This is a genomic window from Sphingomonas sp. GM_Shp_1 (assembly GCF_026540895.1).
GTDB lineage: Bacteria > Pseudomonadota > Alphaproteobacteria > Sphingomonadales > Sphingomonadaceae > Sphingomonas.
Map to the genome: position 1 here is coordinate 1 of NZ_JALNUR010000032.1, position 24464 is coordinate 24464.

At 65.2% G+C, this 24464-nt stretch carries 17 protein-coding genes and 1 pseudogene; 4 read left to right on the forward strand and 14 right to left on the reverse strand.

Annotation, left to right across the window (positions count from 1 at the left end):
• Window positions 1-162 precede the first annotated feature (162 nt).
• On the reverse strand, window positions 163-918 hold the full coding sequence (locus OXQ33_RS14060) for a hypothetical protein (protein WP_267435323.1): 756 nt from the start codon (window positions 916-918) through the stop codon (window positions 163-165).
• The gene (locus OXQ33_RS14065) at window positions 915-3170 is read right to left on the reverse strand and encodes a P-loop NTPase fold protein (RefSeq protein WP_267435324.1); all 2256 of its coding nucleotides are present in this window, start codon (window positions 3168-3170) and stop codon (window positions 915-917) included. Before OXQ33_RS14065 ends, OXQ33_RS14060 begins: the two co-directional genes overlap by 4 nt.
• An 18-nt stretch (window positions 3171-3188) precedes the next feature.
• Between OXQ33_RS14065 and OXQ33_RS14070 the strand changes: the two are divergent.
• Window positions 3189-3496, forward strand: a pseudogene (locus OXQ33_RS14070) (SDR family NAD(P)-dependent oxidoreductase); the annotation flags it as partial.
• Between the two features lie 12 nt (window positions 3497-3508).
• Here the strand turns inward: OXQ33_RS14070 and OXQ33_RS14075 are convergent.
• From OXQ33_RS14075 to OXQ33_RS14095, 5 genes are all read right to left on the reverse strand, one after another.
• A complete protein-coding gene (locus OXQ33_RS14075) occupies window positions 3509-4831 on the reverse strand; it encodes a hypothetical protein (RefSeq protein WP_267435325.1) in 1323 nt (440 codons plus the stop codon).
• A gap of 318 nt (window positions 4832-5149) precedes the next feature.
• Complete coding sequence (locus OXQ33_RS17520; RefSeq protein ID WP_267435326.1) at window positions 5150-6916, reverse strand: ABC-three component system protein; 1767 nt, start codon at window positions 6914-6916, stop codon at window positions 5150-5152.
• 244 nt (window positions 6917-7160) lie between these two features.
• Entirely contained in the window at window positions 7161-8120 is a 960-nt protein-coding gene (locus OXQ33_RS14085; protein WP_267435327.1) for an ABC-three component system protein, read from the reverse strand.
• Window positions 8121-8471: 351 nt separating this feature from the next.
• Complete coding sequence (locus OXQ33_RS14090) at window positions 8472-10796, reverse strand: GH92 family glycosyl hydrolase (protein WP_267435328.1); 2325 nt, start codon at window positions 10794-10796, stop codon at window positions 8472-8474.
• A 125-nt stretch (window positions 10797-10921) separates the two neighbouring features.
• Window positions 10922-13528, reverse strand: a complete 2607-nt coding sequence (locus tag OXQ33_RS14095) for a M1 family aminopeptidase (RefSeq protein ID WP_267435329.1) — start codon at window positions 13526-13528, stop codon at window positions 10922-10924.
• Between the two features lie 152 nt (window positions 13529-13680).
• Between OXQ33_RS14095 and OXQ33_RS14100 the strand changes: the two genes are divergently transcribed.
• Window positions 13681-14778, forward strand: a complete 1098-nt coding sequence (locus tag OXQ33_RS14100) for a spore photoproduct lyase family protein (protein WP_267435330.1) — start codon at window positions 13681-13683, stop codon at window positions 14776-14778.
• Window positions 14775-15281, forward strand: coding sequence for a metallophosphoesterase family protein (locus tag OXQ33_RS14105; RefSeq protein ID WP_267435331.1), 507 nt, complete (start codon window positions 14775-14777; stop codon window positions 15279-15281). The genes OXQ33_RS14100 and OXQ33_RS14105 overlap by 4 nt, the downstream gene beginning before the upstream one ends.
• A 42-nt stretch (window positions 15282-15323) precedes the next feature.
• On the opposite strand, the gene OXQ33_RS14110 is transcribed toward OXQ33_RS14105, so the two are convergent.
• The 3 genes from OXQ33_RS14110 to OXQ33_RS14120 form a co-directional block, all read right to left on the reverse strand.
• Window positions 15324-16304, reverse strand: coding sequence for an aldo/keto reductase (locus OXQ33_RS14110; protein ID WP_219019594.1), 981 nt, complete (start codon window positions 16302-16304; stop codon window positions 15324-15326).
• A gap of 70 nt (window positions 16305-16374) precedes the next feature.
• Window positions 16375-16674, reverse strand: a complete 300-nt coding sequence (locus OXQ33_RS14115) for a putative quinol monooxygenase (RefSeq protein WP_267435332.1) — start codon at window positions 16672-16674, stop codon at window positions 16375-16377.
• Entirely contained in the window at window positions 16667-17698 is a 1032-nt protein-coding gene (locus OXQ33_RS14120) for a zinc-binding alcohol dehydrogenase family protein (RefSeq protein ID WP_267435333.1), read from the reverse strand. Before OXQ33_RS14120 ends, OXQ33_RS14115 begins: the two co-directional genes overlap by 8 nt.
• 100 nt (window positions 17699-17798) lie before the next feature.
• Between OXQ33_RS14120 and OXQ33_RS14125 the strand changes: the two genes are divergently transcribed.
• The gene (locus OXQ33_RS14125) at window positions 17799-18146 is read left to right on the forward strand and encodes a winged helix-turn-helix transcriptional regulator (protein WP_219021124.1); all 348 of its coding nucleotides are present in this window, start codon (window positions 17799-17801) and stop codon (window positions 18144-18146) included.
• A 23-nt stretch (window positions 18147-18169) separates the two neighbouring features.
• On the opposite strand, the gene OXQ33_RS14130 is transcribed toward OXQ33_RS14125, so the two are convergent.
• The 4 genes from OXQ33_RS14130 to OXQ33_RS14145 are packed head-to-tail and all read right to left on the reverse strand — an operon-like array spanning window position 18170 to window position 24178.
• Window positions 18170-18427, reverse strand: a complete 258-nt coding sequence (locus tag OXQ33_RS14130) for a hypothetical protein (RefSeq protein ID WP_267435334.1) — start codon at window positions 18425-18427, stop codon at window positions 18170-18172.
• A 6-nt stretch (window positions 18428-18433) separates the two neighbouring features.
• Window positions 18434-21709, reverse strand: coding sequence for an error-prone DNA polymerase (locus OXQ33_RS14135; RefSeq protein WP_267435335.1), 3276 nt, complete (start codon window positions 21707-21709; stop codon window positions 18434-18436).
• Entirely contained in the window at window positions 21709-23496 is a 1788-nt protein-coding gene (locus tag OXQ33_RS14140; protein ID WP_267435336.1) for a DNA polymerase Y family protein, read from the reverse strand. The genes OXQ33_RS14135 and OXQ33_RS14140 overlap by 1 nt, the downstream gene beginning before the upstream one ends.
• Window positions 23414-24178, reverse strand: coding sequence for a protein ImuA (locus OXQ33_RS14145; protein WP_267435337.1), 765 nt, complete (start codon window positions 24176-24178; stop codon window positions 23414-23416). The genes OXQ33_RS14140 and OXQ33_RS14145 overlap by 83 nt, the downstream gene beginning before the upstream one ends.
• Window positions 24179-24464: the final 286 nt, after the last annotated feature.

Sequence of the window (24464 nt, forward strand, 5' to 3'; positions counted from 1 at the left end):
GATGGCCAGCGCTCCATCAGGCATTTCGACGTAAAACTGGTTGGATTACGGCCCGGCCGCTCTTCGCCGGGGGTGCACGTAAGCGGACGTCTATTCAGGTACCGGCGGATTGGGAGGGCGTTTGAACTCTAGGGGCGGCGAAGACCGATCCGGCACGTCGACCTATTCTCGATGGGTTGTCCGGTCGGTCGCTTGGACGCGCCGCACACGATCGGCGATCTGTCGCATGCCGACAAATTCAGTCGTTCGTTCCAAAGGAACAGCGAGCGACCTCAGCTCGGTAGAGCCATTGACCACAAGCTGCCGCAATTTAAGCGGAACAGGTCGGCTATCGGCCAATACGAACCACTGAAATCCGCCAATGTTGAACGTATAGGTGTTGTTATCGCCTAGTTTCCGTCTGATCGGCTCGACATAGAACGCGCCGACATCGTAATCGGGGCTTGCGAGCCGATTTACAATGACGGGGAAGGCCTCCGCGGCCGCCCCGAACGAAATGTCGCGTGCGCGATCTGACAATGGGCCGAGCGAAATTTCCGCGAAAGAGGGATCGGTCGACAACGAGGCACGCCAGATCACCGACGTGGCGAATGCGACGAGCTTGTCGCAATCGACCCCTGGTATTGATCCGACCTGACCGATGGCCGCCGGTGGCAGCACCGACCGCGAGAAAGAGAGGGCAAAATCATCGAGCTTGCCCAGGATCCGATCGCAGTCGCCGCAAAGGATGGTCTTGTCGAATTTTCCGAGCTGGTAACGGGCGCGATGCGCGCCATCGTTCGAAAGCCCGACGTTATAGCCGCCCGGGCGATGCATCCCCCGAGCGAAGCCCGCCGGCATAATGTGCGCTTTGATCAGCGCCTCGGAGCTACATCCCGGCCCGTTGCACTGTGGCGGCGTCAGCTGCGCCCTGATCATTCGGAACGACCGTCCGATGCGGCGTTTAGGGAGGCTTTCCGGCGGAGAAGCCCTATTCCCTCGTGCAACGCCTTAATGCGGGCTCGTTCGCTGTCGTTTAAGTCCGCCTCGTTGCCAAAGCGAATGCATCCCTCCTCGATGGCGTCGATATCGTAGAAGTCGGTGTCAGGGTCGCGATAGACACCAAATCGCGTGCCGTTCTCATCGGTGGACGTCCCGAGAAGGCCTCGCGACAGCGTGGCGAGCGTATGGCCATTGCGCCTTGCTTCGTCGGCGAGCCAGGCTCTTGCCTCCATCCTACCGCCGAGATGTATCCAAGTACGCGCGACGTCATAATAAGCGGGAAGCGTGGAGAGTTGGTCGGCGACGTGCGCAGCCACGATTTTGGGTAATAGCAGAGCTCCTAATCGCGACAGCATCTCGGCGGGGATGTAATGGCGGAGGTTCGATCCCTCGGAGGGAATGACGCCAATCGAGCGAGCCAGATCCATAAAGAGCGCGGCGAGCGCTCCCACGTCTTCGGACGTCGTGAAGATCGCCTCCAGCGCTGCGGAGGCCCGCTCGGGACCCAGACGCTCGAGCACGTCGCCGATCAAAATGTGATGCGCCGACGAAGGTCCAAAGACACCGGCATCGTCATTCGCGCGCATCACCGCGACCGTGCGATCGGCCAAGGCCTCGAGCAACGCGACGAGCGCGATCGGACCGAACGCGGATATCCGGTGATCGAGCTCTTGAAGATACTCGCCCGCTTGGCTCGCGCCGGCTTCGTCGCGCAGCGCAAGCGCCTGGTCGATCAACCTGGCATGGCGCTCCCGTGTCGTTTCCGGGCGAGAGGCCTCATCTAGCCACGCCTTCGGCACGGCAAAGGGGGACGGCGATAGACTGAAATAGGCTGTGTAGCCGGCAGGCGACGCGATGCCGCGGCGCGCGACGACCGACGACCAAGTCTCCGTGGAATAGCCGCGCCGCCCGCCGAACATCTTCACCCGATTGGGAAAAAGGATGCGAAGGATGGGGACGATGTTCGCCTTAGCACCAGCGCTCAGCGTGTCGCCGAGCACGTCGGCGGCAGCCGAAGCGGCCTTCTCGTCGGTGACGAGGCCGTAGCTCAAGCCCTCGCCGAGCAACGCCTCGCGGTTGTCCCGCACCCAATCGAAGACCGTTCGATCGAACAGTCGCAGCGCCTCCATGCACAGCACGTCATAAGGGTCAATCTCGTCCTTCAGCGCCGCCCAGGCAAAATGCATCGCGTTGCACAGCCGGACCACGTCGCGGGGGTGGCGCAGCCAGCGCTGCAGGCCCGCCTGCATGATCTCCATCCATCGGATGCCCGTGGGCGTCGGAGACGGGAGGTCGGGCAGACCGCGCTCGAGCATCCGCATCAGCCCGCTCCGGCTCGGCACCGGCACTTCGATCTCGTGCTGGACGATCTTCTCGGCGTAACCAGACCGTGCACCGTCGGAGGGCGCGAACGAGCCGAGCGCTGACCAAACGATCTGCCGGTCGTAGGAAAGGAGATAGGTCACGTTGGGCAGGCGACCGACCGTCTTGACCATCTGCATCAGCGAACGGATCTCCTCGTTGGTCAGCCGATCGATATCGTCGATGAAGACGATGAAGCGTCGGTCCGCGACCTTCAGTCGCTCTACGAGTTGCCAGTACGTTTTCTGGAGCGAGGGCTCGGACAGCCATTTTTCTGCGGCTTTCTTCAGCGCCACCTTGCCGACTGCCGCGCCTGCCTTGGACGCGGCGCCGCCAGTATGGTCGATGATCCAGCCGACACTGGCTGCCGCATCGGCGATCTTGTCCGCACCCGCGTCGATGGCCCCTTTGGCCATGCGGCGGATCGCGGCACGTTTGTCGGCGGCATCGCCGATCTTCTCGGACAGGACCTTGAAATAGGCTGCGGCAAGGTCCTGATGCCCCGAGACGATCCAAGGATCGAAGGCGAGCCATTGCAGGTTCGCGACATCGTCCTGCTCTTCATCCCGCCATCGCTCCAGATAGGCGCGAACGAAATTGAGGACGGTGGACTTGCCTGAACCCCATTCACCGTGGAGCCCAAGGACGTAGCCGGACGGTGCTCGTTGCTCGACAAGGGCCTTCGCGACCCTGTGCGCGAAGCTGGCGAAACCCAGAGTGTCGTCGTGCCAGGGGTCCGCCTTGGGTGCATCGTCAGAAAATTGATGGGGCAGGTCAGCCATTTCCACCATGTGGGGGTCTGTGCGCCGGAGCGCCAATGCGCTCATCTACCCTGAAAGGCCATCATGGCAGAATATATCGACCAGGTCGTACTTATCACCGGCGCGTCCAGCGGGATCGGCGAAGCAACTGCGCGCGAACTGGCTGCGACCGGCGCCCGGCTGTTCAACGGCGCGCGTCGCGGACAACGCCAGAAGGTACTGGCGGAGGAACTGGGCGAGACCGTTGCCTGGTGCGAACTAGGCGTCAATGACGGCGCCGATTTTGACGCGTTCGTGGACGTGCCGGCGTGCTAGTCAACAATGCGGGTGTGATGCCGCTCTCGCCACTCACTGTGCTGAAGCCGGACGAATGGAAGCGAATGGTCGACGTCACTACACATCGTTCAACCTTCGTCGGTGCGGGACAACGTCACGGCGGCGGCACGTTCGAAATCCTCCATGTTCGCGGCGATGGGCAGACCGTAAGCGTCCACCAGCGCGTTCCAAAACCTGTGCAGTAAGTCATTGCGCCGCGCCGCCGTCCAATCCGTCGCTTTGCCTCGCACTGATACTCGATCCGAAAGTGCTGGCGTGCGCCCACGATAGTCACGTCTCGGGAAGCCCGCAGAAAGCAGTCCCGTCGCACCAAGCTCCACCTCGATAGCGCCATCGCGGGAATATGAGCGGATTGCGGCCAAGGCTGACCTGAAAAACAGCGCCAGGTAGGGGAATGGCACCTGCGAAGCGAAATAGCGGCCGGCGTCATCGTCACCGCCGAAACTCGTCGTGTCGACACCCCAGATCTCGCCATTGTCGGCGAACCACTGGGTTATCCCGCCAGCAAGATACCTGCCGTCATCGAGCGTTCTGATACCGCTGGCGGCGAAGGCACCTTCGCCATCGACCCCCGAACTTCCGTAGGTGCCATGCATCGCGAGCCGCACGTTATGGCGGCCCATCCGCTCGTCCAGTTCCTGCTTCGACGGCGGCGTCCATCGCTCCGGCGCGAGTCGGACGTACAGGCGGGGTCCAGGCGGCAGGATCGCGATCTTGCGCTCGTCGTGGATCAGAGACTCGTTAAAGACGACGCCGCTGTCCGCGCCAACCCACACCGCCGGATCAGTGGCACTGCCCTCGCGAGCAAGCGCGGAAGGCCGCGGGGGGGACTCGCTTGCCACCTGCAATAAGATCGGTCGGATGAATTCCGCCAATCGACCGGCGAGTTCGGCCCTGACAGCCTGACGTTGTGAACCCGTCGCACCGTCCGGAAGATTGTAGAGGACGGGTCCCCTCCGGTGGCGCCAGTCGAATGGCAGTGCTTCGGGTCCGGGATAGCGCGTGCTGTTCGCGACTAGGATAATCCGGCTCTGCCCGATCGCCCGATCGGCATAACCGAGCTCCGACATGACATTGGGATTCTGCAGAAACTTGACGGATGGCAGTTCCTCGGCCGCCCGCCCAGGACGATTCTCCGCGGGCACCGTTCTACCGACGGGTGTGACGTCGGCGACGAACACCGCCGCCTCCGCGATCTTAGCCAAGATCGAGGCGATGATGTCGGGGGTTCCGATTAAGCCTGCCGTATCATGGTCGACCTGCGGACGGTCTGACTCGTCAACCTCGTCAGCTTGAGCGATGTGATCACAGGCGTCGCGCAGCGCATCGCGCACCAAGTATTGGTGGAGCCGCGGATCGAGATCGGCCTGCCATGACCAGAAAACTTTCATTCTCGTAACCTCTCCGGCCGCGTCCAATCCACCGGCATTCGGCTTCAAGCGCGTGCCACTCTCGAACCGCATTGCCACCTAAAACACTAGATAATATCGCGCGTCTTAGAAGTGGCAGGCCGCTTCATCTTGTTCCGTCATCATGCCTTCCTAGTGACAGCGTCTCAGCGCTGCGAGGCGAATTTGACGCAACTCTCAATCTTCGCGAATGCCGCGACAAGCCATTCGGCGTATGGCTCCACCCAAGCCATACGCCGGTTGGGGTCCGCGGTTCGCGCCGGACGTGCCTTCCACGCCCATGCTCTTCATGGGCCAGCCCTAGTCGAATCTGAAGCCGAACAATCCGCCTTTCTCGCCATCGTCCGATAAACGCGTGGACAGCACATGCGCTTGCTTGTTGAGCCCGGCGGGCAGCGGCAGGCGATCGAAGATGTCCGAGTTTATCGTGACCAGGTACTGGCCGCCGATCCGATCAGCGGTCGCCTTTCCGAGTTGCAGCGCCTTCGACACCTGACGCTCGTCAACGCCGTCAAAGAGATGGCTGTCGTGGATCAGGAAGTGCGGACCCCGCTTGGTGTCGGCAGTGAGCGACAGCAGCGCGAGGTCCAGGCAGAAGATCTCGATCTGAGAAATTCCTCCGCCTCGGTCTCCCTGGATCGAGATTTCGAACTCGGGACCAGTATCTTCCGCGGCAACGACGAATCCGCCAGTCCGATCGCTGTATAGCTGTTCGATCGCACCGCCGATGAAGAGGATCGCCTTGTCCAACTGCGCCTGGCGGGCCTGATGGTCGTCCTGCAGACGCCGCTTCAGATTGATGCGATCGCCTTCCAACTCCGTCTTCTCGCCCTCAAGAACCTCGGCCGCCTTGAAGCGTTCTCGTAACGCCGACGCCTCGACCGCCAGTTTCGCGAGCTGTTCCTGCAGTGCGGTGAAGTCCTCGAACGCGCCGCTGCCTTCCAAAAACCGGAGAATCTCACTTCGTTCACCGTCAAGCACCACCGAGCGCGCTTCGCCGTTGGACAGTTGCGACCTCGTGCTGTCGATCTGCTCCTCGAGACGCTTCCGTCGGTTCGCCACCACTGACTCGTGGAACGCTTTCACCTCTTCGAAGCGCCGTACCGCCACGGTTGGAAGTTCGATGCCGACGGCCCTGTATAGCCGATCGACATCCGTAGTCGCGGGTGGCTGCTCATCCCTATAGTTGGCTTCGAGGTGATCCAGCGTCTGCTTGAGGATCACGGCGTTACGCTCGATCGCGAGCATTTCCCCACGGATCGCGGACGCACGATCCGACATCTCCCGGTAAGTGTCGACAACCCGGAATGCCGCAAGGTCCGCTCGTAGCTTCTCGACGTTTGCTTCCGCCAGGACAACCCTCGGACGGAGTTCCGCGACGGTGCCAATGATGTCTCCGACGACTCCGCCTTCGGCTGCCTTCTTCAGTTCCTTGAGTTGATTCTCGCGCTGCCGCACCTTCTCGATCTCGAACGGGATCGTCCAATCGAGGCCGAGGAGATACGAGAGATTCACCTGGCTGTCCCACGTGGCTTGCTTCTCGGCGTGCTTGTCCGGACGCATGAAGCCGCCGCGGCGGCGGACGAAGTAGGCGATCATCGACCGATAGGTGGGCGTGTAGGATTGCTCAAACGACGTCCCCTTCGTCGGAAACGGAAGCGCGAAAAGCCGGTGGCCGAGGAACTCCTTCCAAACCTCGTTCGACACGAAATGACGGCTGGTTTTCTTGTCCAGTCTGGGCGTCAACCCGAAAGACGCCGCCTTATCCTCATCGACCAGTATCTTCGACGGCTCCTCTCCGGATCGCCCAACCCTGATCTGGACACCGTCGAACTCGAAGACTCCGAAGAACGTGTAGGCCTTGAGTGCGTCATGACAGGCGACCGCGCTGGAGGCCTTTCCTCCCAGTAGGAAATTGATGACATCCACCAGACTAGACTTGCCGGCGCTGTTTCGCGTCTGCTTCTCGCCCGAAGAGGGCGACTTGTCGGCCAGTAGGACGTTCAGCCCGGCCTTGAGCCGGACTGGCTTGAAGCTAGGCAGGTCGCTTTCAATCGAGACGATCACCGGCGGTCCCCGGTCCGCTCTACCAATCCCTGAGACAGCTCGACCGCGAAGATCGAATAAAGGAACGTCAGCGCTAGGACGAACCAGTCGTATGGCAGCGGGGCGCCTTGTCCGGTCGCGCGGCGTGCAGCTAAGACCCGCTCCCAGATCTCCGATACCGCGCGCGGTTCCTCAAGCTGGGCAAGTATTTCACCCCCGATCGCAGTGAGGGAGCGGCTCTCAGGTATGTGCTTCGAGGGAAGGATCATGCCCCGACCTTGTCCGCGTGATCCTCGAAGATCTCGCAAGCGTCGAAGAGATAGGCCAACAGTGCCTGCGCGGCGACCTGCCTGACGGTGGTCACCGAGCCCATTCCGGTCGTCTGCTCGTAAAGGGCATCCATGATCTGTCCAGGTGTGAGCGCCTCCTGCTTGAGCGCCAGATATCGGCTGGAGAACGCCTGTGCGATCCGGGCGCCCAACTCGACGTCCGAGTTCTGCTCGAAATATTGCTGGACGTATGGCCCGTTGGTCGATGCCAAGGTGAGCAACTGGACCCAGTGGCCTGGAAGCTGATTGAAGGCGAGCTTATCCGACGGCACTGGCTTGATGGAGCCGTTCAGGACGGTCCCGGAAGATATCGAAGCCATCAGCGAGTCCGTCAGAAGCCTGACCTCCTCGAGCTTTAGGTTCTGGCTATCCTCAGCCGTCGCGGCGGGTCCGAGGAGGTTGAAGAGTTCAGTCTCACTGAGCGCCTCGACAATCGTCCAGAGGCTCGCCGGCCCGAAGACGCCAACTACGTGAGCGCCGGCCTGCTTGAGCTCCTCGATCTTCTGGACTGCCTCGATGGGCAACCCACTGACGAGGTTGTGGGCGAAGTGCCACTCCTTCATGATCGTCCCGAGATGGCCGCCCGAAAGCTGGTAGTCGTCGCCGATCTTCTTAACGATCGTCGCTACCTTCGGGGCGGCGTCCTCCAGCTTCCCGTAGCACTGGAAAACCTGGCCACCGGTTCCTCTGTAGCCGTCGCAGCCCTTGTCTCCGAGCGAGCCGAAGGGCCTGACCCTGATGAAGTCGCTGCCGTATCGGGCTTCCAAGATCGCAGAGAAGAAATCTTGGAACGCGACGCCGTAGGCGTTCCGGACCCTGAGGTCGAACGTCACCCGATACTGCCATCGCTGGATCGGCTGCATTGCCATTGTCGCGAGTTCGTCCTCCTGATCCACGACCTCCTAGAGCTCTTCGCCCTCGCTGGTGGCAGTCAGCATCTCGTAACGCAGCTCCATCATCCGGTATAGTCACCACATTCTCCCGCATCAGCCCGTCGCCCGGTTGCCGCCGCTGACCGGGTGGCATCGGTCTCGCGGATCGACCTAAGTCTTAGTGGTTCCTGCCGGCGACTGCCTCGCGCAGGCCCGGGATGTCGACTATTGGGCAAAATCGCCGTTCGATACGTCTCTTGGGAACGGCAAAATGTCCCCAATCAAGGCTTTTTTGACTCGCGCCAGTCGACATGAACCAACGACCGAAGTTGGGAAGGCGGAAGGAGCCCGCGAGTGGCGACGATTGGGTCCTTGTCACCGCGTCGTGCTGGCAGAATAGGGTCGATCCTTGGAGTGCGTCGCCCAGGCGGTGTTCGGCGTCGCCTGCATCGTGAAACGCAACTCGCCACCAGCCATGATCTCGTCGTGCCGCAGATAGGCGCGCGTTACGGGTATCCCGTTCAGCATCACCTTCCCGACATAGGGATGCCGGTCGTCCAGCCGATCGGCGATCACGGTCAGCTGCCGCCCGTTGGGCAGGGAAAGCACGGCTCTATTTAGGAAAGGACGACCGATCACATATTCCAGGCTGCCGGGCGTCACCGGGTAAAAGCCCAGCGCGGTAAAAACGAGCCAGGCGGACATTTGCCCGAGATCGTCATTGCCGGACAGTCCGTCGGGCGTCGGGCGATACTGGGTCTCGACGATTTGCTTCAGCCGGGCCTGTGTCCGCCACGGTGCCCCCGCATAGCTGTACAGATAGGCGACATGGTGGCTGGGTTCGTTGCCGTGAATATATTGGCCGATCAGCCCGGCAATATCTTCGGCATGGCTATAGTCGAGTTTCGAATTGTCGAATTCGAACATCGCATCCAGCTTGGCGATGGCGGCCGCATCGCCGCCGAGCGCGCCGACGAGTGAAGCCTGATCCTGCGGCACGAACCAGCTATATTGCCAGGCATTGCCCTCGGTATAATCCGATCCGTAGTTAATCGCCGTGGGATCGAACGGCGTGCGGAACGATCCGTCGCTCTTGCGCGCACGGATGAAGCCGGTCCGGGCATCGAAGCTATTCCGCCAGTTGCCTGCACGTCTTTCGAATGTCGCAGCGATATCGGTACGGCCCATGGCGCGCGCCATCCGTGCGATCGTCCAGTCGTCATAGGCATATTCTACGGTCTTGGAGGCCGCCTCCGGCTCATGATCGATCGGCACATAACCGCGCTTCATATATTCGCCCAAGCCGCCATAGGGCGCATAGGTCGCGCTCGCGACCATGGCAGCAAGCGCCGCGTCCGCATCGAAACCTCTGATTCCCTTCAGATAGGCGTCGGCGATCACGGGTGCGGCGTGATAGCCGATCATCGTCCACGTCTCACGCCCCTGAAACTGCCAGACGGGAAGGATGCCGTCAGGGCTATCCCTGCGGCTGGCCACGAGTGACTGGACGATCTCGCTCGACAGGCTGGCCGGCTGGACGAGCGTCAGCAGCGGATGCTCGGCGCGGAACGTATCCCAAAGCGAGAAGGTCGAACGGAATGTGTAGCCTTCCGCACGATGCACCTGATTGTCGGGCCCGCGATAACGACCGTCCGCATCGCTAGCGACGGCGGGTGCCAGCAAGCTGTGATACAGCGCAGTCGCCACGGACTTCGCGATCGGGGCAGGCGCATCGATCTTCACCGCGTCGAGGGCGGCGCGCCACGCCCGGGTCGTCTTTGCCCGGATCGCGTCGAAATCCCCGACTTCACTCGCCAGGTTTGCGATCGCGCCTGCCTCATCGACCGATGAGATCGCGCTGGTCACTTCAAGCGGTCGGTCGAGGGGGCCGAAATCGAAGCGGGCGACCAGGGCGCGTCCGGCGCGCTCCGCAACCGCGTCACTGCCGCGTCCCGGCCCTCGGAAGCCTTTATACGCGACGTCCGTCTCGGTCGAGACGAACGCATGCCCCTTCAGCGGCGCGGAAAAACGGATCGCAAAGCACAGGTTTCGGTCGGGCGCCCAGCCGCGCGTCTGTCGGCAGCCGGTCACGATGCCGTCGGGACGCAGCCTGATCGAGGACCACAGGACCTTGCCAGGATAGTTGTAAAGCGAGCTGCGCAGATCGAGCACCAGATGCATGGACGGCGCGCCGGACGTGGTACGATAGCGGGCAATGCCGATCCGTGTCCCCGCGGTCAGTTCCGCCTGGACGCCTCGATCCTCCAGCTTGACGGCGTAATAGCCTGGCCGCGCGACCTCTGTCGCGTGATCGTAGCGCGAGCGATAACCCGACCCCGGCTTGCCTGGGTTGCCGGGTTCCAGTGGCACGCTATCCCCGCCGACTGGCATCATGAGGAAATCGCCGAGATCCGAATGCCCGGCACCGGAGAAGTGCGTCAGCGAAAAACCTTGGATGGTCGGATCTTCATAACGATAGCCCGCCGCATGGCTGTAGCATTCCCGAATGACGCAAGTTGTGTCGGTATCGGGCGAAAATTGCACCATGCCAAAGGGCGCGACCGCCCCAGGAAAGGTGTGACCTTCTCCTCCCGTGCCGATCATCGGGTAGACCCGATCATAGGTCGATTGCGCGGACAGCGGCATCGCGGCAAGACCGGCGAGCAGGGCCAGCACGGCCCCCTGACGAAAATGCTTCATTGCCGCATTAAAGCACCCCGGGGCATCTGGCGAAAGTCGCTCGGCGCTGTACGTCCATCATTTCAAAGGTTTGGCTCGGTTGCCGCATGCAAGACGGGCTGGCTGTCCGGTTGCCGGGTCTTTCATCAGACCTTCGTTGACGTTGGAAATGTCGCGGCCCTGATACGCACGGTTAAAGCCAGTTCGTCGCGTGCGGTCAAAACCTTGCGACGTACATCGAGGGGAAGGCCGGGGTGCGCCTCCAGGAACCGATCGACGACATCGAGCGCCGCCGCATCGCGCTGGCCGCCGATAAAGGCGTCGATCCAGGCGGGCAGGAAGAAGATGCGCCGGTTCTGGCGAATCCATTCAAGTCGGTCGAGCGCCGGACGAAGGAAGGGCAAAGTGAGTTCGGTCTGCTCGATCGTATTGAACGCGCCGAGGCTTTCGCTCGCCCAGGCTTCGTTGAGCGCGGCATCATCGAAATAGCGGGTGAAGTAGGCCGCCTTGACCGCGCGGTCGGGTGTCGCCGCCCGGGCGACGAACGCGTCCTTCAACGCTTCGCTCGTTTGGTCGAGCCGTTGCTCGGTCGCGTAGAGCGCGGCGGCATCGGGCGCTGCGACCGCAATCAGGCGACGGACGATCGCCCAGCGTGTCGGCTGGCGGATTGCGGTGCCGACCAAAGTCGCGCGGCCCGCCAGGAGGTCGCGCAAGCGGGCAAGTGCGAGCGGCGTCCGCGCGGTCGTGATCAGGCGATCGAGCGCGTCCTTGCGCAGACCGTATCCCAGGTTCGCATTGTCGATGCGGGCGAGCAGCGCCTGTTCCCAGCGGGGCCGCAGCGGCGCGGACGCATCGTCCGGCAGGTAGGCGTCGAGTGCGGCGGCGCCGCGCGACAGGATGGTGCGCGAAATCTGTTCGTCGGTTTCGCCGGGCAGGTGGTCGAGCAGCATCGTGATGTAGCGCGCCGGTGAGAAGCGGACGTCGCGGACGGTGTCCCACACCGCGCTCCACAGCATCGCGCGGAGCAGCGGGTCCTCGACCGTGCCGGCGTTCGCCACGATCCAGGCGAGGGTGCGGTCGTCGGGCAGGAACAGGCCGTATCCCTGGTCGTCGTCGTTCGGCCAGACATAGTCGGGCACCGGCAGCCCCGCCGCCCCGGCGACGATCGCGGTCGTGCTGGAGAAGGCGGCGTCGAGGATGACATCGGGCCGGGTCTTATAGCCCAGCCGTACCCGGACCTTCATCGGCCATGCGCCGCTGCGGTCGCCGGGCAGCGACCGCGCCGGCCGCTGGACGAGCGTCAGCGACCCGATCCGGCCGCCCGCGACGCGGAGCTGCGCGTCGACGCGGGGGAGGCCGGCGCGTAGCATGTACTGGCGGCCGAATGCGGTCAGGTCGACGCCGGATGCCGCACCGACTGCGCCGAGCAGGTCCTGCCAGGTTGCGTTGCCATAGGCATGATCGATGAGGAAGCGGTGGAGGCCACGGCGGAACCCCTCCTCGCCGACCAGGAAGGCGAGCTGTTTGATGACGGCCGGCGCCTTGTTGTAGACGATCGGGCCGTAATTGCTCTTGGCGGCATCGAGATTGGCGAGCGGCTGCCACAGCGCTTGCGTGCCGCTGGTCGCATCGGCGCGATAGGCGAGCGTTTTGGTCGACAACAGGAAGGTGGTCCAGGCGTTGCTGTCGGGCTGTAGCTCCGCCTGGAGGCGCGCGGCCATATAGGTCGAGAAGCCTTCCTTCAGCCACAGGTCGTCGAACCAGCGCATGGTGACGTCGTCGCCAAACCATTGATGGCTGATCTCGTGATAGATGGTGGCGTCGCGACCGACGCGCTGCGGCAGCGTTGGCGGCTCGCGGAAGATGAAGCGGTCCTCGTTGTAGAAGACCGCGCCGACATGCTCCATGCCGCCGAAGGGAAAGGCGGGCGCAAGCACTAGGTCGAGCTTGGCGAAGGGGAAGGGGATGCCGAACCAGTCGCTGAGCCAGCGCACCGCAGCCCGGTTGGTCGCGATCTGCGCCTCGGCATCGACCTCGGCGCGGCGCGAGGCGCGCGCGTAAAGGCTGATCGGGCGCTCCCCCGCGGGCGCCGACGTCCAGCGCGTCCAGGGACCGGCGGCGAAGGCGGCGAGATAGGTGGAGATCGGCTCGGTTTCGGCAAAGCGCCAGCGCGTGCCGCCGGTCACTGGCTGTTGCCCGTTGAGCGGGCCGTTGGCGATCACCGTCCAGCCGCTCGGCGCGGTGATCGTCCAGCGGAAGGGCGCCTTGAGATCGGGCTGGTCGAAACAGGGAAACAGGAGATTGGCGTCGGAGGGGACGAGCAGGGTGTAGAGATAGGTCTGGCCGTCCTTGTCGTCATGATAGCGAATGATCGCGGCGCCCGATGCCGCGATCGGCGTCGCGAACCGTGCGGCGACGACGTTGGCGCCGATCTTCAACAGCGCGGCAGGCAGGACGAGATGGCCGTCTTTCCGCCCCTCGGCCGGTAGCGGACGACCGTTGACCGTCAGATCGGCGAGTGTGGGGCCGCGAAAGTCGAGGACGAGATCGCCACTGTTGCGCGCGCGATCGAAGCGGATGACGACCGTGCCGGCCGCACTGTCCGTCGCGGTCAGGTCGAGCGACAGGTCGTAATGGACGCCCGAAATCTGCCTCGCTCGCTGCCGTGCGAGGTCGAGCGAAATGCCCCGCGCGATGCCGCTATCTGCCGACAGGCCGGCGGCACGCGCCTGTGCCGCGGTCCACAACCCCATTGAAGCGAGTATCGCCGAGCGGAGCAGCGTACGGCGTGTATCGAGGAAGTGCAGGTCGGCCCCCTGTCGCGGTGGAGCGCCGATCCTAAGACGATCCGGTCGCTCATGTCGATCGATCGGACCGTCGCCGCGGGTCGTTCGTTGATCCGGACATGGCTACGATAGCGACAGCACAGACGGCATCAGCCCGGCCGGTCACGGGATGGCGCCCGCAGCGGTTGCTGGTGACCCGCTCGGCGTTGGGTTTCGCGCATGGGCGGGCGATCGTCGCGCGCGCCGAAGCGCAGGGCGTCGAGGTCGTGGCGCTGTCCGGCGATCGACTGGCGCTGGATTTGCCCGACGATCCGCGGCGGGCCTATGCGGCGGCGAAATCGACGCTCGCTGTGGTGGTTGCGCCGCCCTCCAAGCGGCGATTGCAGCCGATCGCCCCCAGCGCCGACTGGCGGGTCGACCTTGCCGAAGGGTGTCCGGCGCATTGCAGCTATTGCTATCTGGCAGGATCGTTGAAGGGGCAACCAATCACCCGCGTCTACGCCAATCTCGACGAGATACTGGACGGGCTGCCAGCCTATCTGGGGCAGGGTAGCATCACTTCGCGCAGCCAGGATCGCGCCCACGAAGGCACGACGTTCGAGGCATCCTGCTACACCGATCCGCTGGGGCTGGAAGCGATCACCGGATCGCTGTCGGCGGCGATCACCTGGTTCGGTCGCTGGGATGCGGCGGCGCAGCTGCGCTTCACCACGAAGTTCGCCGACGTCGGGCCGCTGCTCGCCCTCGACCACCAGAAGCGCACGCGGATGCGGGCGTCGATCAATCCGGCGATGTTCGCCCGGTTCGAGGGCGGTACGGCGCCCGTCACGGTCCGGCTCGCCGCCTTGGCCGACATGGCGCGCGTGGGATATCCGATCGGGCTGACGATCGCGCCGATCATCGCCGCCGAGGGCTGGCGAGAGGCGTATGACGCCTTGCTCGCCGATGCGGCGGCGGCGCTCGCCGGCATCGCCGGTGTCGACCTGACGATCGAACTCATCACGCATCGCTTCACGCCCGGATCGAAGGCGGTGCTGGAAACCTGGTATCCCGGCTCCGCGCTCGACATGGGCGCGGACAACCGGACGACGAAGCGGACCAAGTTCGGCACCGAAAAGCGGGTCTACGACGCGCCGACGATGCGATCGCTTCGGACGTTGTTCGAGGAGAGGATCGCGGCGCTGCTGCCGGCGGCGCGCATTCTCTATTGGACATGACCGTCTTCTTCACCGCCGACACGCATTTCGGCGATCACCGCACGATCAACATCCACAAGCGACCCTTCGCCAGCGTGGCCGAGATGGATGCCGCGCTGATCGACCGGTGGAACGCCGTCGTGGGCGTAGAGGATGTCGTCTGGCATCTGGGTGATGTCGCGCGGCGGCCGGCTGATGTCGCGGCGCTGCTCACCAGGCTCAACGGAACCAAGCACCTGCTTCGTGGCAACAACGATTCCGAGGCCACGGGCGCGGCACCGGGCTGGGTGAGCGTCGGCGACTATGCCGAGATCGAGGTCGAAGGCCGTCCGCTCGTCCTGGGTCACTACGCCTTCCGCAGTTGGAACCGCCAGCACAAGGGCGCGCTCAACCTGCATGGCCACAGCCACGGCCGCCTGACATCGATGCCGCGCCAGTTCGACGTCGGCGTCGACGTGTGCGATTTTCGGCCGGTGACGCTGGAGCAGCTCCTTGCGAAGCGAACCACGGTGCCGGCGGGATGATCAGCCCCGCAACCAGCTTTGGTCGATCGGCCTGCGGGGCGTTTACGAGAAGCCGACCACCGCATGCGGCACGTACGGCGCCTCCAACCGGGCGATCTCGTCGTCCGAAAGCTCCAAGTCGAGCGCCGCGATGGCGTCGTCTAGGTGCCCCGGCTTGGACGCGCCGACGATCGGTGCAGACACTTCGGGCTTGGCCAGCACCCAGGCGAGCGCAACCTGCGCACGCGGCACGCCGCGCTCGCTGGCGACGGCCGCCACGGCCTCTACCACCTTGCGATCCGCCTCTGCCGTCGCCGCGTAGAGCGTGTGGCCGAACTCATCGGTGGCCGAGCGTTCGGTCGTCTCGTCCCAGTCGCGAGTCAGCCGGCCGCGGGCAAGCGGGCTCCACGGGATCACACCGATACCCTCTGCTGCGCACAGCGGCAGCATCTCGCGCTCCTCCTCGCGGTAGAGCAGGTTGACGTAATTCTGCATCGTGGAGAAGCGCGTCCAGCCATTCGCCTCGGCGACGTGGAGCATCGTCGCAAACTGCCAGGCGAACATCGAAGATGCACCGATATAGCGCGCCTTGCCCGCCTTCACGACGTCGTGCAGAGCCTCCAGCGTCTCCTCGATCGGCACTTCATGGTCGAAGCGGTGGATCTGGTAGAGGTCGACATAATCGGTGCCGAGCCGGGTAAGGCTGGCGTCGATCTCAGCCATGATCGCCTTGCGGCTGAGCCCCGCGCCGTTCGGTCCGGGGCGCATCCGGCCATGGACCTTGGTGGCGATCACCACCTCATCGCGGCGAGTGAAGTCCTTCAGCGCGCGGCCGACGATCTCCTCCGACGTGCCGTCCGAATAGACGTTGGCGGTGTCGAAGAAATTGATGCCGGCCTCCACCGCTTGGCGCAGCAGTGGCCGGCTCGTCTCCTCATCGAGCGTCCAGGTGTGATTGCCGCGATCCGGGACGCCATAGGTCATGCAGCCGAGACACAGTCGCGAGACGTCGAGGCCGGTGCTGCCGAGTTTGATATAGTCCATGGATAATCTCGCTTGTCCGGTGTGCTGCTGCAACGAACGGGAGGCTCTTGTGTCGCAAGCGATGGAAAGATCAGCCGATCCGCCGGAGTCGCTCGATCGCCGGCGGCTCAGCAAGCAACGCGTCGAAGCGGGCGGCAAGCCGGGTGAGGGCGGGAGCGCGGCCATGGGCGTCGAGGGCGGCCTGGTCAGCCCAGCCCTCCACCATCACGATCACGCCGGGCGCGTCGCGGCTCTCGTGCGCATCGTAGAGCAGGCAGCCCGGTTCCGCGCGCACCTCGTCAAGCATCTCGAGTAACGTGGTGGCCAGTTCCTCGGCCTTTCCGGGCCGCGGGACGAGGCGGGCGACGACGTGAACGATCGGATCAGTCATGCTGGGCCTCCCATCCTTCCAGAACGATCTTGCCGCGCGTGGTGGTACTCTCGATGCGGCGGTGCGCCTCGATAAGGTTGGCGGCATTTATTGGCGAAAGCGTGTCAGTCGCCGTGGTGCGAACGCGCCCCACGTCCACCAGTTCGGCCACCGCGTCCAACAGTCGCCCCTGCTCGCCGACGTCCGGTGTATTGAATAGCGACCGGGTGAACATCAATTCCCAATGGACCGACACCGCCTTGCGCTTGAAGTCGACGATGTCGAGGCTGGCGGGATCGTCGATCAGCGCGAAGCGCCCCTGCGGCGCGATCAACTCGGCAATGTCGGTCAGATGGCGATCGGTATGGGTGGTCGAGAAGACGAAGGCAGGCGCGCCTAACCCCAAGGCAGCGATCTGCGGTGCCATCGGTTGGGAATGATCGATGACATGATGCGCGCCTAGGTCACGCACCCAGCTTTCCGTCTCGGCGCGCGAGGCGGTGGCGATCACGGTCAGGTCGGTCCGGGCTCGCGCGATCGGGATCGTAGCGGAACCCACACCACCCGCGCCGCCGATGATCAGGATGGCGCGGGCACCGCTGGCCGGCTGGTCGTCGACCTTCAACCGGTCGAACAGGGTTTCCCAGGCCGTGATCGCCGTCAGCGGCAGCGCTGCCGCCTCGGCGAAGCCGATGCTGCGTGGCCGATGGCCGACGATGCGCTCGTCGACCAGCTGATATTCCGCATTGCTGCCGTCGCGCATCAGGTCGCCCGCATAGAAGACCTCGTCACCCACCTTGAAGCGGGTGGCTTCCGGGCCGACCGCCTCGACGACGCCCGCCGCATCCCAACCAAGGACGCGTTCGTCACGTCCGTCGAACGGCGCGGCGCCGGCGCGAACCTTCGCGTCGACCGGGTTCACCGAGATGGCCCGAACCGCGACCAGGATATCGCGCCCGGTCGGAATGGGCCGTGGCAGTTCTACGTCGATCAGGGCATCGGCTCGATCGATTGGCCCCGGCTGGCGATAGGCTATGGCGCGCATGGGTCTTGCTCCTTCTGCTGACGCACGCGAGATAGAGACGGTGTCAGCTTTTGTCGTAGGCACAAAAAACGCTCATAGTGTCGAAAAGGATACCGCTCCGATGGCGAAAGCCCGTCACTCCCGCCTCGATTGTACCCCGGGTTGTGCCGTCGAGGCAGCGGTGAGCCTGATCGACGGCAAGTGGAAGGCGGTGATCCTCTACCATCTGCAGGACGGAACCACGCGCTTCAACGAACTGCGCCGCCGCGCTGGTGATGTGACGCCGCGCATGCTGACCAACCAGCTGCGCGAGTTGGAAGCCGATGGTCTGATCGAGCGCGAGGTCTTCGCCCAGGTGCCGCCGCGTGTCGAATACAGCCTGTCCGATCGTGGTCGATCCCTGTCGCCGATCATCGCGGCGCTGAAGGCTTGGGGCGACGCAAATATGGATCTTTTCGCCTTGCGGTGAAGTCCCGCCCGGCGACAGCAAGGCTATCTTGGATCTGCCTCCAGTTGCCGGATGATACCATTCAGCGCTGCCGTGCAGCCCTGGGCGCGTCCAATGTCGTGATCGGTTCCGGCGGAGTTCCAGAACATGTCGAGCGGCCAGCGCTCCGGGCAATGCGCGATCAGGCAGCGCAGCGCGAGCCGCACCTCGATGGTGTCGACCTTTCCCTTGTCCGACCGCGCGGCGGCTCCGCGCAGGATGTGGAGCGACAAGTCTATGATGATCCGCTGATGGCGCGACATGGCCGATCAATGAAAGTCGCGCGACTTGATCCGCACCACCTGTTCGGGGTCTTGGCCATTGGCGTGCGGTGGCCAGTAGCTGTCGCGCGGGCCCGGTCGCCAGCCGGCATCGCCCCGGTCGGGCGACCCGGCATGGCGCGCACCGTCTCCCCGGCCGGTCGCATGAGGGAAGTCCATCTGCCCGACCTGGGCGAGCAGTCCGCCATAGTCGATGATCCGGTCGCAGATGACGTGGATCACCAACCCCTCGCGCTGGACCCGGCCCTTCATTCCGATCATCGCAGCCGACATGACAGTGCGGCGCTGCGCCTCGAACCGATCGGGCCAGAGAATGCCGTTGGCGATCCCAGTCTCGTCCTCGATCGTGATGAACAGCACGCCCTTGGCGCTCCCGGGCTTCTGGCGGACGAGGATGATGCCGGCGACCTCGACATGGCGGCCGTCCTTGATGTGGGCGAGGTCGGCGCAGCGGACGATGCCGCGCCGAGTGAGATCCTGCCGCAGAAAGGCAAGGGGGTGGGCGCGCAGCGATAATTGCAGCGCGCGGTAATCCTCCACCACCTCGCGGCCCTCGGTCAGCGGGCGTAAGGGTACGTCCGGCTCCAGCCCCTCCGGGCTGAACGACGCGTGCCGCGCATCGGCGGCGGCGAACAGGGGCAGCGGGGCCTCGCCCAAGCCCTTCACCTTCCATAACCCCTGACGGCGATCCTCGCCCAGCGCATGGAAGGCATCCGCTTCGGCCAGTCGTTCGATCGCGGCACGGGGCACGCCCGCACGCCGCCATACCTCTTCAACCGACTGGAAGGGGGCATCCCCTCGCGCCGCGACGATCGCCGCAGCGTGCGCATTGGCGAGCCCACGCACTTGGCGCAGCCCCAGCCGGACGGCGAGATAGCGTCCGCGCGTCGGCTCCAGCGTACAGTCCCAGCGACTGACATTGATGCAGGCGGGGCGCACCTCGACGCCGTGCTCGCGCGCGTCGCGGACGACCTGGGCGGGCGCGTAGAAGCCCATCGGCTGGGCGTTGAGCAGCGCCGCGCAAAACACGTCGGGATGATGATGCTTCATCCAGCAACTGGCATAGGCGATCTTGGCGAAAGAGGCGGCGTGGCTCTCGGGGAAACCGTAGGAGCCGAAACCCTCGATCTGCTTGAAGGTCCGTTCGGCGAATTCGCGGGGGTAGCCGCGCGACACCATGCCCTCGACCAGCTTGTCGTAGAAGTGGCTGAGCCCGCCGGTGAACTTGAACGTCGCCATGGCGCGGCGCAGCTGGTCGGCCTCGACCGCGGTGAAGCCGGCGCCAACGATCGCGACCTTCATCGCCTGTTCCTGGAACAGCGGCACGCCGAGCGTCTTCTCCAGCACCGCGCGCAATTCGGGGCGTGGATAGTCGGGCTTCTCACGCCCCTCGCGGCGGCGCAGATAGGGGTGGACCATGTCGCCCTGGATCGGGCCGGGGCGGACGATCGCGACCTCAATGACCAAGTCGTAGAAACGCGCGGGCTTCATGCGAGGCAGCATGCTCATCTGCGCTCTGGACTCGATCTGGAAGGTGCCGAGCGTGTCGGCCTTCTGGATCATCGCATAGACGTGCGGATCGTCGTCCTGCAGGTCGGCCATGCCGACCGCCACGCCCTTGGCTTCCTCCAGCAGGTTGAAGGCCCGGTTCATGCAGCCGAGCATGCCCAAGCCCAGCACATCGACTTTCATGAACTTCAGCGCATCGATATCGTCCTTGTCCCATTCGATCACCTGCCGGTCGACCATCGCGGCGGGCTCGATGGGTACGAGATCGTCAAGCCGGTCATGGGTGAGGACGAAGCCGCCGGGATGTTGTGACAGGTGGCGCGGTACGCCGATCAACTGGCGCGACAGCTCCAGCGCCAAGCGCAGCCGCCGGTCATCCATGTTGAGGCCGAGCTGAGTGACCTGTTTCTCGCCGACGCCCTCCTGGCTCCAGCCCCAGATGAGGCCGGCAAGCGCCTTGGTCAGATCCTCGGGCAGGCCCAGCGCCTTGCCGACCTCACGCACCGCTCCGCGGGCGCGGTAGCGGGTGACGACCGCGGTTAGCGCGGCATGGTTGCGCCCATAGGTGTCATAGATCCACTGGATGATCTCCTCGCGCCGTTCATGCTCGAAGTCGACGTCGATGTCGGGCGGTTCGCGCCGTTCGCCGGAGACGAAGCGCTCGAACAGCAGCTCGTGCTTGATGGGGTCGATGCTGGTGATGCCGAGCACGAAGCAGACGCAGCTGTTCGCCGCCGAGCCGCGCCCCTGGCAGAGGATGCCGCGCCGCCGGCTCTCCGCGACGATGCTGTTCACGGTTAGGAAGTACGGAGCGTAGCCCAGCTCGCCGATCAGCCTGAGCTCGTGTGCGATCTGGTCGCGATAGGCTTGCGGCAGGCCCTCGGGGAACATCCGTGCCGCCGCCGTCTCGGTCAGCCGTTCGAGTGCGCCCTGCGCGGTCAGTCCTTCTACCACGCGCTCCTGCGGATACTGATAGCTCAGTTCGCCAAGGTCGAAGGTGCAGGCGCGCGCAATCGCGGCGGTGGCCGCGATCGCATCGGGGAAGGCGGCGAAGCGGCGTTCCATCTCGGCCGGGGATTTGAGGTGCCGATCGGCATGGCGCTCGCGCCGATAGCCGAGTGTATCGACGGTGCATTTCTCGCGGATCGCAGTGACGACGTCCTGCAACAGTCGCGCCTCGGGGGCATGGTAGAGGATGTCGCCGATCGCGACAGCGCGGACGCCCGCCCCTCTGGCCAGTGCGGCGAGGTCGTGCAATCGCAGCGCATCGTCGGGTCGGCGGCGGAACGTGAGACCGCAATAGCCGCGCGCGCCGAAAGTGGTGCGCAGCTCGCCGAGCTGCGTCGCGGTCGTTGCGTCCGCCTCACCCGGCAGCAGGACTGCGAGCAGCCCCTCATTGCAGGCAACCACATCCGCCCAACCGAGCGTGCAGCCGCCCTTGCCCGCGCGCGACTTGCCCAGTGTCAGTAGCCGGGTGAGCCGCGACCAGGCTGTCTTGTCGGTCGGATAGAGCAGCAGGGCCCGCCCATCGTCGAGATCGACGCGCGCGCCTGCGATCATCCGCACGGCAGTGGCCTTCTGCGCCTCCCACCCACGCACCAGTCCGGCGACACTGCCCCGGTCGACGATTCCGAGCGCGGTGTGGCCTTGCAGCGCGGCTGCGGCGAAGAGTTCGTCGGGGCTGGAGGCGCCGCGCAGGAACGAGAAATGGCTCGTCACCTGAAGCTCGACATAGGTCGTGGTGGGGGCCGCCATCAGCCGAATAGCCCATGGAGGTACCAGCTGAGATCACCGGTTACGGCATCGACCCCGTCGCCGCGGCGGAACAGCCAGAAGCGTGCGCCGGTGTCGTCCTCGACCCGAAAATAGTCGCGCACCGCCCAGACCTCGCCGTCGCGCCGCCACCATTCGCCATGGATGCGCTCCGGACCATCTCCGGCCACCACCGCATGGACCTGCCCGCGCCAGGTGAAGCGGCGCGGCGGTGCGTCGGGGAGGAGGGCGAGCACGCCGGTCAGCGGCTCGGGCCGGCTGAGCAGCCGTACCGGCCGGCGCCAGGTCGGCCAGCCAGTCGGCGCGGCGAGCGGCGGCGCGCGGCGTACCGCGCGTTCGGGCACGTCGCTCTCGACTGGCGCGGCGGTGAACAGCGCCGCCTCGCCCACCCGGCCGGCGATCTGGTCGACAAGCGTCGCGACGTCGGGCACCGCCGCCTCGCCGGTCAGGTCGCCCGCTACCGCGGTAGCACCCAGCGGATCGGTCCGCGTCGCGGCGAGGCGCATCGTCTCGATCCCCTCACCTGGATCGATCCGCTCGATGCGCAGGTGGAAGAGGCGGGCGAGATGCACGACATCGCGCGTCGCGCGCGCGGTGCCGATCGCGAGCCGCTGCTCGCTGCCATCGATCCGGTCGAGCAGCAGCACCAATGTGCGCACACCGCGCCCGCGCGCCTGCAACAGCAGCATCATGTCGGTGAGCAGGTCGCCGATCACCCGCTCGATCGCCTCGGCGGTGCCGATCGGCTCGAGCAGCCGGCGTTTTGCGACCGGCGTCTCCTCGGGCACGACCGGCACGATCGGTTCGGGGACACGCCCCAGTGCCTCGTCGAGGCGGCGGACACTCGCCATGCCTAGCCGCCGGGCGAGCGGCCCGCGCGGCAGCGGCAGGAGATCGGCGATCCGGTCGAGCCCAAACCGGTTCGCCGCCGCTGTTGCTTCCGGGGTCAGGCGGAGTGCGGCAGGAGGTAAGGGAGCCAGCGCCTGTGCCTCTTGTCCGCCGGGAACCAGCAGGATGGCATCGCGACCGAAACGGGCGAGCGCATGAGCTGCGCCCGGCGTGGAGGCGACCGTGACCCGTGCGGTCAGGCCGAAACGTCGGCAGAACCGGACCAGTCGCTGGCAGAAGCGTGCCTCGCCGCCATGCAGATGCGCGACGCCGCTCAGGTCCAGCCAAAGCCCGTCCGATCCGCTGGCCGCGGCGGTCGGCGTCCAGTGGCGCACGGCATGCAGCGCCAGATCCGCCAGCAACGCCGCATCTGCCGCCCGGTCGGCGGGGCGGATGTCGAGATCCGGGATCAGCGCCCGTGCCTGCGTCACCGCCATGCCCGGGGTCAGTCCGAGCGCCATCGCCACCGGGCAAGCGGCGGCGATCACCTGTCGCTGTCCGATCTGCTCGGCCAATACCATCGGCACGAGGTTCAACGCGGGTGCTGGCCCTGATACTGCCCTGTGCTGGCCCGGGAGGCTGGGGTGTTTGAACGGATGGTCCGCCGCCTCCGACCGACGACCCAGCTCGCGCATCGGCGGTCGCTGGTGCAGCGGCAGTGCCGCTACCTGCTCCTCCACCGCCCCACGCGTAGCGCCTTGCTGCGCCCAGCGCGCACCGGGACGCCAGCCGCCGCCCCGTGGCACCGAGCAGGCACCAGGGTCATCGTCGATAGGAAGCATAGGCGCGGGCCTTGGCTCAGGCAGCGCGCGCGGCCGCTCCAACCGTCGCAGTCGCTCGATCGCGAGATGCGGCAGGTAGAGCGAGGCGACCCGTGTCATCGCATGCCTCCAAGTCCATTGTGAAGCCCGGGCCACCGCGCTGGCGCGCCAGCTCGACCACCCAGCGTCCTCGCCCGACGATGTGCGGGGAGATCGGTGCAGAGGGCGCGCAGGCGATCCGCCACCGGGTCATCGCCGCCGACAGCTCGGTCAGCGGGCAGACGCCCTGTCGCCGCCAGCGGCGCGACAGCAGCGCGGGCGTGTTGCCCGTCATCGCCGCCAGTTGCAGCCGTCGCGTCGCCACCATGTCGGCCCGCTTCACCTCACCGACCACCGCCGCGAGGCCACCATGGCGCAGACCATCCTCCATGACGGCCAGAACGTCCTTGTCCTCACGTACCTCGGCGAAGAACAGCGCCGCCGGGCTCAGCCCCGCCTGTTCGAGACCCGGCGCATAGAGGTCGAACCGGGTGAGCGCCCAGAGCACCCGGCGGCCGCTTTGCGCCGCTGCGCGCGCGGCAATCCCGACCGCGAACAGCGTGGCAGCTGCATCATCTGTAAGGGTCGGTGTCGCCGAAGACGTCTCGTGCAGACCGCCAAGCGCCAGGCCGCCGCCCGTCAATCGCGTGTCTACCGCCTCGATGCCGAACGGGAGAACCGCGCCATCACCGCCGCGCACAGCGCCTATGGCGCTCCGCAGGCGGGCCAGTGTTTCGATGGGTGGGGCGGTGGAAGACATCATTGCTGCGACTCATATGTTCGCTATATGTTCCGTTGATTCCGCAGGCGGGTCAAGGCGTTGCGCAAGCGGATCGATAATCGGAACGGGACAGGGTCGTGGCAGATGAGGGCCGTAAAAGGGGCAGCCAAGAAGGCGGGGCAGGGGCCGATCACGATCATATCGGGCGGTGTCTGCGCACGTTGGAGGAGTGTGCCCTGCACAAGCGCACGCTGCGCCTCACCTGTCCGAAATGCGGTCACGTCCGCGTCCTCGACGCGGTTGCGCTCTGGTGGATGTTTTACCGGCG